The sequence below is a fragment of the Halalkaliarchaeum sp. AArc-CO genome (genome assembly GCF_024972735.1).
Taxonomy (GTDB): Archaea; Halobacteriota; Halobacteria; order Halobacteriales; family Haloferacaceae; genus Halalkaliarchaeum.
Window position 1 is genome coordinate 282,699 of the sequence record NZ_CP087723.1, and the last position, 12,439, is coordinate 295,137.

The 12,439-nt window shown below is 62.0% G+C and carries 13 protein-coding genes and 1 tRNA gene; 5 read left to right on the plus strand and 9 right to left on the minus strand.

What is annotated here, in order from left to right; translation table 11 throughout:
• Positions 1–96: 96 nt before the first annotated feature.
• The 3 genes from AArcCO_RS02155 to AArcCO_RS02165 form a co-directional block, all read right to left on the minus strand.
• Positions 97–1,260: an acyl-CoA dehydrogenase family protein gene (locus AArcCO_RS02155; RefSeq protein WP_259534757.1), complete on the minus strand. Its 1,164-nt coding sequence runs from the start codon at positions 1,258–1,260 to the stop codon at positions 97–99.
• Between the two features lie 75 nt (positions 1,261–1,335).
• Positions 1,336–2,634, minus strand: coding sequence for a ribonuclease catalytic domain-containing protein (locus AArcCO_RS02160; RefSeq protein WP_259534758.1), 1,299 nt, complete (start codon positions 2,632–2,634; stop codon positions 1,336–1,338).
• Positions 2,635–2,708: 74 nt separating this feature from the next.
• Positions 2,709–3,014 (minus strand): DUF7562 family protein, encoded by a 306-nt coding sequence (locus AArcCO_RS02165; RefSeq protein WP_259534759.1) that lies wholly within the window; start codon positions 3,012–3,014, stop codon positions 2,709–2,711.
• A gap of 190 nt (positions 3,015–3,204) precedes the next feature.
• Between AArcCO_RS02165 and AArcCO_RS02170 the strand changes: the two genes are divergently transcribed.
• Positions 3,205–3,684 carry an RNA-binding protein gene (locus tag AArcCO_RS02170; protein ID WP_259534760.1) on the plus strand — a complete coding sequence of 160 codons (480 nt, stop codon included), beginning with the start codon at positions 3,205–3,207 and terminating at the stop codon, positions 3,682–3,684.
• A 69-nt stretch (positions 3,685–3,753) separates the two neighbouring features.
• Here the strand turns inward: AArcCO_RS02170 and AArcCO_RS02175 are convergent, their stop codons facing one another.
• A complete protein-coding gene (locus AArcCO_RS02175) occupies positions 3,754–4,461 on the minus strand; it encodes a DUF1028 domain-containing protein (protein WP_259534761.1) in 708 nt (235 codons plus the stop codon).
• 91 nt (positions 4,462–4,552) lie between these two features.
• Between AArcCO_RS02175 and AArcCO_RS02180 the strand changes: the two genes are divergently transcribed.
• Both AArcCO_RS02180 and AArcCO_RS02185 read left to right on the plus strand, forming a co-directional pair.
• Positions 4,553–4,951: a DUF5778 family protein gene (locus AArcCO_RS02180; protein WP_259534763.1), complete on the plus strand. Its 399-nt coding sequence runs from the start codon at positions 4,553–4,555 to the stop codon at positions 4,949–4,951.
• A gap of 74 nt (positions 4,952–5,025) precedes the next feature.
• Positions 5,026–5,101 (plus strand) — tRNA-Cys (locus tag AArcCO_RS02185).
• Between the two features lie 364 nt (positions 5,102–5,465).
• On the opposite strand, the gene AArcCO_RS02190 is transcribed toward AArcCO_RS02185, so the two are convergent.
• The 3 genes from AArcCO_RS02190 to AArcCO_RS02200 are packed head-to-tail and all read right to left on the minus strand — an operon-like array spanning position 5,466 to position 7,039.
• Positions 5,466–6,266: an SWIM zinc finger family protein gene (locus AArcCO_RS02190; RefSeq protein WP_259534764.1), complete on the minus strand. Its 801-nt coding sequence runs from the start codon at positions 6,264–6,266 to the stop codon at positions 5,466–5,468.
• Between the two features lie 44 nt (positions 6,267–6,310).
• Positions 6,311–6,817, minus strand: coding sequence for a PIN domain-containing protein (locus AArcCO_RS02195; protein WP_259534765.1), 507 nt, complete (start codon positions 6,815–6,817; stop codon positions 6,311–6,313).
• Complete coding sequence (locus AArcCO_RS02200) at positions 6,818–7,039, minus strand: UPF0175 family protein (RefSeq protein ID WP_089769501.1); 222 nt, start codon at positions 7,037–7,039, stop codon at positions 6,818–6,820.
• Positions 7,040–7,304: 265 nt separating this feature from the next.
• Here AArcCO_RS02200 and AArcCO_RS02205 point away from each other — a divergent pair, with 265 nt between their 5' ends.
• Positions 7,305–7,649, plus strand: coding sequence for a hypothetical protein (locus AArcCO_RS02205; protein ID WP_259534768.1), 345 nt, complete (start codon positions 7,305–7,307; stop codon positions 7,647–7,649).
• 1 nt (position 7,650) lies between these two features.
• On the opposite strand, the gene AArcCO_RS02210 is transcribed toward AArcCO_RS02205, so the two are convergent.
• The gene (locus AArcCO_RS02210) at positions 7,651–8,487 is read right to left on the minus strand and encodes a M48 family metallopeptidase (protein WP_259534769.1); all 837 of its coding nucleotides are present in this window, start codon (positions 8,485–8,487) and stop codon (positions 7,651–7,653) included.
• A gap of 120 nt (positions 8,488–8,607) precedes the next feature.
• A complete protein-coding gene (locus tag AArcCO_RS02215; protein WP_259534770.1) occupies positions 8,608–11,052 on the minus strand; it encodes a hypothetical protein in 2,445 nt (814 codons plus the stop codon).
• 297 nt (positions 11,053–11,349) lie between these two features.
• Here AArcCO_RS02215 and AArcCO_RS02220 point away from each other — a divergent pair, with 297 nt between their 5' ends.
• Entirely contained in the window at positions 11,350–12,381 is a 1,032-nt protein-coding gene (locus tag AArcCO_RS02220) for an NADP-dependent oxidoreductase (protein ID WP_259534771.1), read from the plus strand.
• Positions 12,382–12,439: the final 58 nt, after the last annotated feature.

Here is a 12,439-nt window from a genome sequence, read left to right on the forward strand (position 1 = left end):
AACGAGCCGCTGTTTTCGATGGATGTGCGGGGCGTCAACTGCCGGATCGACCACGACTGCGCGTCGTGTGGTCTCTCGCGCACCGGGGGTACCGACTCATTCGAAGGCGGGGATCCCGGTGAGATCGTGTCCGAGGATGAGTGTGTGGATGTCGTGGGTTCCCTCGTAGGTGTACACCGTCTCCATGTTCTGCATATGTCGCATCGGCGGATAGTCGGTGGTGATCCCGTTGCCACCCAGCATTTCACGTGCGATTCGGGCCTGGTCACGGGCCATCCGGACGTTGTTCCGCTTGGCCATCGACACCTGCTGTGGGCGGAGGTCGCCCCGCTCTTTCAGTTCGGCGAGCCGATAGGCGAGCAACTGGCTCGTGGTGATCTCGGTCGCCATCTCCGCGAGTTTCTCCTGCTGGAGCTGGAATCGGGCGATCGGGCCGCCGAACTGTTCGCGGTCAATCGCGTACTCTCGGGCGGTTTCAAAACAGTCCCGCGCTGCGCCCACCGCCCCCCACGCGATCCCGTACCGCGCCTGGGTGAGACACGAGAGAGGTGCCTTCATGCCGTCGGCTTCCGGGAGCCGGTTCTCCGCGGGGATCTCGACGCCCTGGAGGCCGATTTCGCCGGTGATCGAGGCCCGCAGCGAGAGCTTCTCGTGGATCTCGTTGGTCGTCACCCCGTCGCGATCGGTCTCGACGAGGAATCCCCGAACCGGCGACCCCTCGGCGGTGGTCTCCCGGGCCCACACGACCGCAACGTCCGAAATCGGCGAGTTGGTGATCCACGTTTTGCTCCCGTCGAGCACGTAGCTGTCCCCCTCCTTTCTGGCGCGCGTCTCCATTCCCGACGGGTTCGAGCCGTGCTCCGGTTCAGTCAACCCGAAACAGCCGACCGCTTCCCCCGTTCCCAGCTTCGGCAGCCATTTCTCTTTCTGTGCCTCGCTGCCGAACGCGTAGATGGGATACATCACCAGCGCGCCCTGCACGCTCGCCATCGATCGCAACCCCGAGTCGCCGGCCTCCAGCTCCTGCATCAACAGCCCGTAGGCGGTCTCGCTGACGTTCGCCAGCCCGTATCCGTCGAGGTTCGGTGCGTAAAACCCCAACTCCCCCATCTCGAGGATCAGCTCCGTCGGGAACGTCCCCGCCTCGTAGTGCTCGCCGATCTCCGGCCGGACCTGTTCGTCGACGAACCGTCGCGCGGTGTCGCGGATCATCCGCTCTTCTTCCCCGAGGTCCGCCTCCAGGTCCACGTAATCGAGCATGACTGTGACTCCGTCCCACCCGGTAAAAAGCAGTTCGCAACGCCTTCGGCGAGCGGGATACGGTGGGGATCGGAGCTAGACGCCGTGGGTCGCTTCCTCGGGATCCTCGACTACTTCGAGTCCCCGGTTGTTGACCGCGTACGGGTCGATGTGGTTCTCTTCCAGGAACTGTTTGTAGATGCGTTCGCACGTCTCGGCGTCCTTCTGTTTGTCGCTGGCGCGGTCGCACAGCTCGATGAGGTCCTCCGGGACGTCGTTCGTGTAGACGATCCAGTGGTTTACCAGGTCCGAGAGGCGGCGGATCGGCGAGGTGAAGTGACCGTAGATGTCGAAGTTGAGCGCGTGATGCCCGCCGAACGGATCGTTCATGTACTTCGCGCGCGGCATCACCTTCAATACTGCCCGCTGGATCTTGTTGAGCTGGCGGTCGGGCGCTTCCTCGAGCGCGGCGTTGACGGCTTTTCGGGGATCGTCCCAGGAGCCCCCCGGGATCGAGACGCCCTCGAGTTCCTGGATCTCCTTGAGTGCGTCGTTCCACTGCTCGGGGGTCGGCTGCGGGTGAACTCGGTACATCGCCTCCACGCCGCGGTTCCACATCAGCTCGTGCGTGACGGCCTTGTTCGCCTTCAGCATGCACTCCTCGATGATCGTGTGTGCCCGGTCCCGACGGGGGTTCAACACCAGCGAGCCGTCCTCCTTGCGCTGCTCGTGCATCCGCTCGGCGAGTTCGTACGCCAGGGCGTTCTCCTCGTGGAGCGGTGCGTCGGGATCGTCGAGGCGGTTTTCACACTGGGTGTACGTCAGCCGTTCGTCGCTTCGGATCACCGACTTGTAGATGTCGATCGACTCGAAGGAGAGCGTCTCCCGATCCAGCACCATCTCGACGGTGTGGGCGAGGCGGTCCTCGTCGGGAACGAGCGAACAGACGGTCTCGGCGAGCACCGAGGGGAGCATGTGAATCGTGTACGCCGGAAGGTAGACGGTGTTGCTCCGCTGGACGGCTTCCTCCCACATCGTCGTCTCCGGAGTGACGTAGTGGGTGACGTCCGCGATGTGTACCCAGAGGTGGTAGGTCTCCTCGTTTTTCTCGATGCTGATGGCGTCGTCGAAGTCCTGTGCGTCGATCGGGTCGGTCGTCCACGTCGTGAGGTCCCGGAGATCCTGCCGATCGTCCAGTTCCGCTTCGATTTCGTCTTCGATGCCGTCGCTTCGCGCTTCCGCCTCCCGTTTCACCTCGATCGGAAAGCCGTCCCGGATCTCGAACTCCTCGAAGAGTTCCTCGCGTTTGTCCTCGAGCCGCTCTGCCATCTCCTCGGTGATCTTCACCGGGCCTTGCCCCTCCGCGGTGCCGGCGGCGGCCTGTTCGTCCGACATACCGGGTACAACGGTGACGGGGGTAAAAAGACGTGTCGTCGGGGACGGCCGACAGGTCCCGAACCGGAACCGGTTCAGGACCGCTCTTCGGCGTCCGCGGACCCGTATTCCTCCTCGACGGCGTCGTAATACCGCCGGAGGAACGCTTCCCGGGAGAGCCCGTCGGATTCGATCGACAAAAGCAGGGACTCGAGTTCGGTGCGGGGCTGGTGACACAGCCCGTCGTGACACTCCTTACAGAGGTGCTCGAACTCCTTTCCGTGGCGGTCCCACCGGTCCCCCTCCTTGTCGTACTCGCGGGCGTCCGTCCGGAGCAGCGACGTCCCGCACGCGATGCATACGACGGTTTTGCGGTCCCGGTTCGTCCGCGAACGCCACATACGAGTATCGAAGCTCCCCCGATACTTAGCGCTTGTCGTGACCCTGGTCGGCACGGCGGCGTCGTTTGCTGTTGTGGTGTCTCTCACCGTGGATGGTTGGCTCTCACCGATGCGTAGGTCCTCGCCGCTCCGTCGAATCACGCCGCGACGGAACAGTCGATTTATCGGTCGGGGCGCCGATCCAGCACGTATGGACGTCAAATCGCGACATCATCTCCGGAGCGACGAGGTCGACGCGATCCAGTCGAGCGTTCGGGACGCGCTCGGCGTCGAGATCGACCGGGAGAGCTTCGAACGCGTCTCCTTTACGGACGATCCGCGGGAGGTGGTGCTCGTCGACGGCGATCCGGCAGTCGTCTACGTCGACGACGAGCCGTTCCTCACGGTCCAGGGCGCGAACGCGTTCCCGCCGGAACGTCGGATCGTCACCGTCGACGCCGGCGCGGTGTCGTTCGTCTCGAACGGGGCCGACGTGATGCGCCCCGGGATCGTGGAGGCCGACGAAGCGATCGAAGAGGGGGACCTCGTCGTCATCGCCGAAGAGACCCACGGAAAGGTGCTCGCTGTCGGGCGCGCGCTCGTCGACGGCGCCGACATGCGCGGCGACTCCGGGAAGGTCGTTGAGTCGATCCACCACGTCGGCGACGAACTGTTCGAGTTCTCGGTTTGAGCCGTTCCGTCGTCGTCGCCGTCACTCGTTGTCGTCACTCGTTGTCGTCGTCGCCGTCACTCGTTGTCGTCACTCGTTGTCGTCGTCGTTGCCGTCATCGTACTTCTCGGCGGCGTCCTGCCATCCCTCGAGCGTCAACGCGTAGGTGTGACGGAGGTCTTCGACCGGCGTCTCACTCGCGTCCACTCGGAGGTCGATCGAGTCGGGTGAGGTCGGCTCGTCCTCGACGTCCGCGGTGGTCTCGACCAACAGCGCCGCCGACTGGACCGGGAGATCCGTCCGCTTGTCGCCGCCCGCTTCGTGGCCAGCCTCGAGTGCGTCGATCAGCCGAGCCGCGAGGGGGTCCTCGCCGAACGCGTTCGACTCGTAGGCTGCCGCAGTGGCGTCGATCACTTCCGGGCCGGTCAGGAGGTTCCCGGCGACGGTGTAGTTCTCGCCGGCTGTGTGGCCGTACCAATCCCGGCACTCCTCGCCGGAGAAGACGAACGTCCCGTCGGCGTCGACGCCGTGGAGCTGGCGCTGGGGCCGTCCCTCGTCGGCATTCAAAAGGGCTTCCAGGGCGTCTTCCACCGCGAGGCCGTCCGCGAGGTAGTCGATCCCTTTCCGGCCGAGCTCGACGTTGACCAGGCTCTGGGTCGCGACAGCGCCGTGTTCGGACGCGAACGGACACAGCGTTCCGACGCAGGGGAGTCGGGTGGTAACGGCGACGCCGAACCGGTGGTGTCTGGTTTCGTCCTCGTCAGTGTACGGTTCCCGAACGCAGATGCTGAACGTCACGTCGGAGGCTGCACGCCGGGGAGACAAAAACCTCGCCGTTCCCGAGGGGCGAACCGTCAGCCGTTTGTAGGCAGGCGGAGAAGGTCCGGCGATGAACGACGTGATCGATCAGGAGCTGTACGAGCGGACGAAGGCGCTCCTCGAGCCGGGGGAGATCGAACTCGTCGGCTGTATCGTCCACACCCATCTCGACGGGCAGGCGGACCTCGAGATGCAGGAGCTCACCGTCGACATCCACGACGCGATCTCCGACCACGCCGACAAGGGGGAGGCGTACATCTACGCCGGCAACGACGACCCCGATTTTTCATCGAACCAGTTTCAGGGTCTGACCCTCGAGGACGAGGAGTTCGTCTGGGAGTGTCAACAGCTCCTCCGGGAGGGATCGTTCGACCTCGTCTTTTATTACGAGGCAGGCGTGGACCAGGACGCACTCGCCGACGATCTCGCGGCACTGGAACACGTGGATCGCGTGACGCCGGTGCCGTGATCGGTGCCCTGGCGGAGGGGCGCGATACGGGAGACCGCTAGCCTTAAGAGTTCGAATCGGGTAGGTTCAGGTGCGCCAAGGTGGCAGAGTTCGGTCAGACGCAGCGGCCTGCAGAGCCGCCCAACGCCGGTTCAAATCCGGCCCTTGGCTTCCTGCGAGGAACGAAGGTGACGAGCGGAAGCCATCAGGCTGCGATTTGAACCCTGTCGTGGAGCGAGCGTACGCGAGCGAGACGACTCCGGTTCAAATCCGGCCCTTGGCTCTTACACGATACCCTAAAGCCCAAGACGACATTCTCTTGGCATATTTTTGCTTTTGAAAGCGGTATCTCGGGAATACGACAGAAGTTTCGGACGCACATCCGTCGAAGGTCCACAAGCGACGTTCACGGGTGTCTCGCAGTACCGCCGTAGGGACAGAATCTGCGCGTTGCGTCGTCCTATCGAGTATTTGGACCGATATCAAAAATAATCCTTCTCAGTAAACGGTCCGTTTTCACCTCGGCTGGGAAACGTCATCGTCGATCTTCGAGGGTGCCGAGCGCACGTCGGAACTGCTCCTCGTTGATTCGCGGTTCGGACATCGCCTGTGCTTCGAGTGCGCCGGCGAATCGTTCAAATTCGTTGTCGCTTGGGTCGGCCGCGAGCACACAGTCGACGTACCCTTCGAGCGCAGACCGCAAGGCCTTGGCGTAGTGATCGTATGCGGCGTCGATGCGGGTATGGTTGTCGTCGATTCCCTCGAACAGCGCACGGTAGACGGTCGCAGCCGCCCGGTAGCACTCGCGCTCGCGGTACTGCTCGGCCACTTCGAAGAAGTGAGAAAAGTCGATAGCTTCCGTGACGACTGGATAGTGCTGTGTGTGCTGGTCGAACAGCTCCTCGATCTCGTCACGGTACGCTTCGACCGACTTGCCGCCGTCGCCAAACCGTGCGAGGAACTGCTCGCGCAGGTCCGGATTTTCGGCGAGTGCATCGCGCACGAACGCACGTAGGTCGTCAGACGAGACATCTTCGATAACCCTTTCGACGTGTTCGCTCTCGTCTTGGGGCGGATCGGCGACGACGTCCAGCAGCACCGCGACGACGTGCTTGCACTCGCCCGCTCCTTCGTAAGGACACGTACACCGAGCATCGATGGTGGATTCGCCTAGATCGACGGTCACGTCGTACAGACTCGTCCCTCGAACCGCGGCTGTAACCACGTCGCCAAACCGTTCAATTCGCTGGATGTGTCCTTCGTCGCGGTAGTCCCGCCCGCGCTCGAACACCGCGTCAGCACAGGTCTCCCGAATTTTTGCGTTGTTGAGGTCCATAACTGGGGAGGACTCGTTGGTCCTGTTCTCGTCCGTTCGCGGCTCTATTCATCTAATAGTTCCGTGACGCTCTCGACGGGGGCGTAGTAGCCGCGTTCGTCCCGCCAGACCTCTAGCCATTCGTCCGCAGTTTCGCTGTCGATATGCTCGCGTTTGATGCCGAGGACGAGGAGGCCTATCGATCCAGTGACCGGCACATCCAGTTCCGTCGCAAGACGGCGTGCTGCGAGGTCATCAGTGGCAATCGTCCCGTCGCGTTCAACGGCTCCCCGCAATGCTTCCCTTTCTCCCGGATCAAGTCGCTCATGGAGGCTTACTCTTCCTATTTCGGGTGGAACGTCACTGACTGCCAGTCCGTTGTCGAACGCCTCGACGGCGCTGGTCAGATACTCGTGACCGTGTTCGACTCCCCGTTCAATTTCGTCACGGACTGCGGGTACTACGATTGGAGCTTCGAGTAGGTGAACGAGAAATTCGACCGAGCTCGTACTGGCGAAATTACTGATGGCCGTTGCGTCGAGGAAAACCGGTTGCGGGTATCCGTCCGGCATCTATTCGTCGAGATCGAGTGCAACGTCGATCTCCCGCTGTAACTGGTCGTCAGTTCGTGGCCCGTAGAGCGACGTGAAGCCAGCGTCTTCCAGCACTTCTTCGAACTCCCACCGGGACAGTCCGGCCGCTTCGGCAGCACGTCCGAGCGAGAGATCGCCGAGGACGTACCGACCCACCGCGGTCGCAAGTTCGTCGGAGGACTCACTACTGGAAGAGGCCATCGTACATAGTTATCGGATCCACGGACCTAATAATCTATCGTGGGAGGGGGGCACTCATCGACTCACCGGGTTGCCATCCACATAGCAATCTAAGACAACAACATTTCTTCATCCGCTATCTGGGGTGATTTGGCGATAATTCACTTGATGTGATGGCTTATACGTAAAATACTGCCTTAATTCGGGCCCTTGGCTCTTTTAGTAGTCGGCGGGAGTGCGATCAGTCGAGGCGATCCAGGGAGCCATAGAGCTCTTCGTTCTGAATGTGGGTACAGAACTGTGCACAGAGGCGACAGCAGTCGGCGGCATCGGTGAACGTCCGAACGCTGGCGTCCCAGCGGGCGTGGACGGCTCCAAGCATTGCACTTCGAACCGACGGTTCGGTCGCGATGATCTCACGGCCGCAGTCGACGTCGAGTCCCACAATTTCTACTATCACCCCGACGAGCTGGTCGATGTCGGACTGGTCGACAAGCGACAGCGGCGGACCGCCGATAGCTACGGTTTCTACACGTACTATCGCCCGACAGCGATGGGGCGCGGCATCCTCGAGCACGGCGTCGAGGAGCTGATGCGCCGCGAACGAGAGCTCGACGACGCGTATTCGTGACTCACCGCCGCAGGTTCTCGATCCGCTTTTCGGTGGGCGGATGCGTCGAGAAGATCCGCTGGAGGGTGCTCCGGTCGGCGTTGAAGATACACAGCGCGTTGACGCCGCTGTCGTCGATCCGGGACTCCCGGCCCTCGGCGCTGCGGGAGATCTTCTCGAGGGCGCGGGCGAGCGGATCTCCGGAGCCGATGTAGCGCCGGGCGGTGTCGTCGGCGACGTACTCGCGGTACCGGGAGATCGCCATCACGAAGATCATCACCAGGAAGTTCGCCAGGATGGAGGCGATCCAGGCGACGACGAAACTCCCCGGGTTGTCCTCGCCCAGCACCTGGACGAAGAAGAACACCGCGTAGCCGACGATCGTCGCGATCGACTGGCCGAGGGTCATCATCACGGTGTCGCGGTTCTTGAGGTGCGCGAGCTCGTGGGCGATCACCCCTTCGAGCTCGTCGTCTTCGAGCACCTGCATGAGCTCGGTCGAGACGACGACGATACCGGCCCCCTTGCGGCCGGTCGCGAAGGCGTTCGGGACGCCCATTTCGGCGACCATCAGCCGGGGCTTTTCCATGTCCATGTCCCGGCACAGCGACTCGGTCATCTGATGGACTTTCCGGAACTGGGGGTGATCCTCCGGCATGTCCTGGGCGCCGGCACTCCTGATCGCCAGCCACTTGCCGAGTTTGTACTGGCCGGCCGGCAGCAGCACGATGCTGAGGAGGACGACCAGCAGCAGGTCGACCCCGAAAAACAGGTGGAAGAACCACGCCGCGGCCAGGTACAGGCCGAACAGGACGCTTCCGACGACTGCCATCCGGAGTTGCAGTCCAGTCTGGTTCATGTGGATCTGGGTTGGAACTCGAGACGGTAAAAATTGGTTGACTCGAGGCAATCGAGGGAATCGACAGCGGTTCCGCCCCGTCCGTTGCTCGCGACAAACCCACACCGGACTGTCGTTCCCCTACTCTTCGGTCTGCCTGCTCTCGAGCAGTGCATACAGCGCGCCAGCAGAAAGCAGTGTCGCAGGAATACCGAATCCGGGGACGGTTTCGTCAGTTTTTGTCGGCGATTGCTCTGTGGGTTCCGTCGTTTCTGTGGGAGTAGGGTCGTCTTCGGTCGGCGTGGCGGTGGGTGTTTGTGTCTCTGCGACTCCCTCGATCAGGTCTTCGGCCTCGGTTGCCAATGACTGTGCGACCTCGAGGGCGTTGTACTGCAACACTCGTTCGGCTTTGTCGAGTTTAGCGCCCGCGCGAACAGCGAGTGGCTCCCTGTCGGTGTCCGTCGCCTCGATCACGGTTCGGATCTCCTCGATCTGTTCGCGTACCGTTTCTTCCGTCGTTTCTGGGGCTCTCTCGTCGAGGACGAGGATGCCCCACACTCGTACAGTTGGCACCTGGAGCGATATCCCATCGTCTGTCGGCTCTACGGAGAGATCGGTGACTCCCTGTGGTGTGTAGTACGTTGCCTCATCAGCAGCCTCGGACAGCGACACTGCGAGATCGTCGAGTCGATCCATCTCGTCGGTTTCGCGGTCGTATTCGTAGTTTACGAGGTGGACGATCGTGGTCCCTGCGTTCGTGAAGACGGACACGCCAACGTCGGTGTCTGTCTCGATCGAGACGTGGGGTGAATCATCGTCGAGTGCCTCTCGGAACCGGTCTGCGCTTTCCCCTGTTCCGTGCTGATTCGGCTCAGTATCCAGCACGGTCGCTCGGTCGGCTTCGTCCAGGTGGGCACGGAGGTCATCTCGTGGTTGGTACTCTTCGGATCGCACCGGTGGTGTTCCTGTAGCGATCACCGTTGTCCCTGTATCGAGTGCAGCAGTAATCGCCTCGGCGTGGCGATCGGAGACGCATTCGACGCCGGGAAGCACGAGGCGGTCGTACGACTGCAGTCGTTCTGTCTGTTCGGGGGCTTCCCAGAGGTCGGGCATATCGAGAATGACGACGTCGTAGGGAACGTGTTGGTTCCGGAGGACGTTTGCGACCTCACCCAGCGCAACCGAATGATCCGCCCGATACGTCCCCCATTCAGGTGTCCGTTGCCACAACAGCGTCGGTAGTGACACGGCAACGACCGTCTCGGAAGCCTCCGTGACGTCGGTGAGGTATGGCTCCATCGCACGAAGGAAATCGGCACACTGGTGGAGTTCATCCGGAATCGTTCCATCCGGCTGCATCCAACTGTTGACTGCTCGGTCCGCATGTGAATTCGGGAGACCAGTCATCGGAAGACTCCGCCTGACCCCGTTGCTGTACGCCTGTGCGACGTGAAACTGCATGAGCGTCGGGTACTGGTCACTGGTCTCCAGTCCGGCAGTCGTTGTGAAGTTCTCGAACATGCGTCCCCAGGCTCGGACTGGTTTTTCGAATCGGCCGGCTGCCCGACCGATTTTCATCGACATATCGTGGGGTCGTTCCGGCGGAACCGTGGGCTGTGTTTCGATCGAGATGACGTCTACGTGATCGGATTTGTAGATACTTGCCGGCGAGAGGTGATTCCATTGGAGACCGAAGCCGAGCCCGAAGACGGTGTATCCGGTGTCACGGGCCGGTGCGCGAGCCACCGCTTCGGAGAAGACGTCGTCGACAAATTCGCGTTGTTCGGTGTGTTGAAACATCGCGTATTCTCGAAAGACGGGATCCGCTGCGGGTGTCGAGGTCTCTGCTGGTGTGACCCCGGCAGCTTCGAAGTAGTCGAGGACGTCGAAGGACGCCGGATCGTCGATTCCGAGTTCCGAACGCCTGTGGTCCGGGAGTGCTGTGAGGTGCTCGCGGAACGCAGTCTGGGCCCACTCCGAGAAATCAAGTCCAGAATGAATCCCCTGGACCGGCGAATCGATCCAGAACTCGGTGGCCCCCCACGCGAGGATTTCTGCGCCCGTTCGTATCAGTCGATCGCGCGTTCCTTCCGCGAACGAGGAGGGATTGATCGTCTCCTGGTCCTCGCCGTGGGGCATCCGCGGCTGCCGGTCGAACGACTCGGCTGCCAGTGCATTCGGGTGCCATACTGTGGATCCATCGGGATACTCCCACCGTTCGTCTTCGGGAAGCTGCTCGTACCAATCCGGGTGGAGCTGGTCCGTATTGATGTAGGCATGCACTCCGAGTGAGAACGGCAGATCGTACGTGTTCGCGACAGATCGGATCTCCCGGTGCCGAGCTGCATACCCCCGACTGTCGGGGCCGTGCCATCCGGTCAAGTCGAGTTCGTTCAGGAGATCCGGGTCGAGTTGCAGGACCGCTCTGATCGCCCGTGTCCGATCCGCGTCGTCCCACCCTCGCTGCTCCTGGAGCGCATGGTTGAGGTGATTGACCATGAGGAAGGCGTCGGCAGTTCCCGTGTGTTGATCGGCTTCGTGGGTCCGGACGGTTTCGGCGGCACGTCCCCCTTCCACAGTCGCCATCGCACCGACCCCGAGTATCCCACAGAGCTGAAGATAATTCCGCCGCAGAATCGCGTCTCGAGACATACTCACCCGTCGATGCAGTGTGTCATAATCCCTTCGCCGAGGGTGGGGGAGCGTGGCCGCGAGTGGATCCAGTCCATTCCCGTCACCTGTCGACGGATTCGAGTTCGATCGACCGGTCCTCGGTTGCTTCCACGTCCAGGATCCGTTCGAGTTGCTCCTCGAACTCCGCCTCGGAGAGTTCATGGACTGTGGCGTCCAAACACTATTGCGTCGTTCCCTCCAACTCGGAGTATGACGAACACCAACCGTGAGTGGATTCTCGCCGAGCGGCCGGTCGGCGAGCCCGATACAGCGTGTTTTGACTTACAGGAAACCGACGTCCCCACACACGGGTCAGGGGAGCTGCTCGTCCGGACGCGATATCTCTCGGTCGATCCATACATGCGCGGCCGAATGCGCGATTCGAAATCCTATGCGGAGCCGTGGGACGTGGGTGACACACTTCGAGGCGGGATCGTCGGCGAGGTTGTCGAAAGTGAGAGTGACGACTACCACGAGGGCGATCTCGTTACCGGGGAAGGGACGTGGGGGGATTACTCCGTTCTCGATACGGAGGAGGTTGTCCCTGTCGATCCCTCGGTCGCGAACCCCGAAGCGTATCTCGGTGTCCTCGGAATGCCGGGTCGGACGGCGTACTTCGGCTTGCTGGAGGTTGGCGAACCCAAGCCCGGCGACACGGTCGTCGTTTCCGGTGCGGCCGGTGCGGTCGGATCAGTCGTCGGCCAGATCGCGAAACGAAACGGGTGTCAGGTGGTCGGATTCGCAGGTAGCGACGAGAAGACCGCATGGCTCACTGACGATCTCGGGTTCGATACTGCAATAAACTACAAAACGACTGACGACTACCGTGCTGCGCTCGAGGACGCCGCACCCGGCGGCGTGGACGTGTATTTCGACAACGTTGGCGGCCCGATCACGGATGCGGTTTTCACGAAACTCAATCTTGACGCTCGCGTCGCCGTCTGCGGGCAGATCGCCCATTATAATGACGAGGAGCCGCCGACAGGCCCGCGGAAGCTTCCACAACTGATCGCCCCGCGAGCGAAGGTTCAAGGGCTGCTCGTGAGTGATTTTTCCACCCGATTCGGCGAGGCGAACGAACGGATCTCCCGGTGGGTGGCAAGCGGGGAACTTGACCACCGGGAGACGATTGTCGAAGGGTTAGAGAACGCCCCCGATGCTTTTCTTGGCCTATTCGAGGGCGACAACATCGGCAAACAAGTGGTGCGAGTCTCGTCTCCAGCGGGAGACGATACTCGCTAGGAGTACACCTCTTCTGCAGGTCCTTTTAAAACCGGCGCGATCGCCGAGAACTCTCATC

Coding starts and splice junctions, on each gene's coding strand:
- AArcCO_RS02155 (WP_259534757.1), bottom strand. CDS start 1,260: ATGCTCGATTACGTGGACCTGGAGGCGGACCTCGGGGAAGAAGAGCGG.
- AArcCO_RS02160 (WP_259534758.1), bottom strand. CDS start 2,634: ATGTCGGACGAACAGGCCGCCGCCGGCACCGCGGAGGGGCAAGGCCCG.
- AArcCO_RS02190 (WP_259534764.1), bottom strand. CDS start 6,266: ATGGACCTCAACAACGCAAAAATTCGGGAGACCTGTGCTGACGCGGTG.
- AArcCO_RS02165 (WP_259534759.1), bottom strand. CDS start 3,014: ATGTGGCGTTCGCGGACGAACCGGGACCGCAAAACCGTCGTATGCATC.
- AArcCO_RS02210 (WP_259534769.1), bottom strand. CDS start 8,487: ATGAACCAGACTGGACTGCAACTCCGGATGGCAGTCGTCGGAAGCGTC.
- AArcCO_RS02215 (WP_259534770.1), bottom strand. CDS start 11,052: ATGGCGACTGTGGAAGGGGGACGTGCCGCCGAAACCGTCCGGACCCAC.
- AArcCO_RS02220 (WP_259534771.1), top strand. CDS start 11,350: ATGACGAACACCAACCGTGAGTGGATTCTCGCCGAGCGGCCGGTCGGC.
- AArcCO_RS02200 (WP_089769501.1), bottom strand. CDS start 7,039: ATGGCCTCTTCCAGTAGTGAGTCCTCCGACGAACTTGCGACCGCGGTG.
- AArcCO_RS02195 (WP_259534765.1), bottom strand. CDS start 6,817: ATGCCGGACGGATACCCGCAACCGGTTTTCCTCGACGCAACGGCCATC.
- AArcCO_RS02170 (WP_259534760.1), top strand. CDS start 3,205: ATGGACGTCAAATCGCGACATCATCTCCGGAGCGACGAGGTCGACGCG.
- AArcCO_RS02180 (WP_259534763.1), top strand. CDS start 4,553: ATGAACGACGTGATCGATCAGGAGCTGTACGAGCGGACGAAGGCGCTC.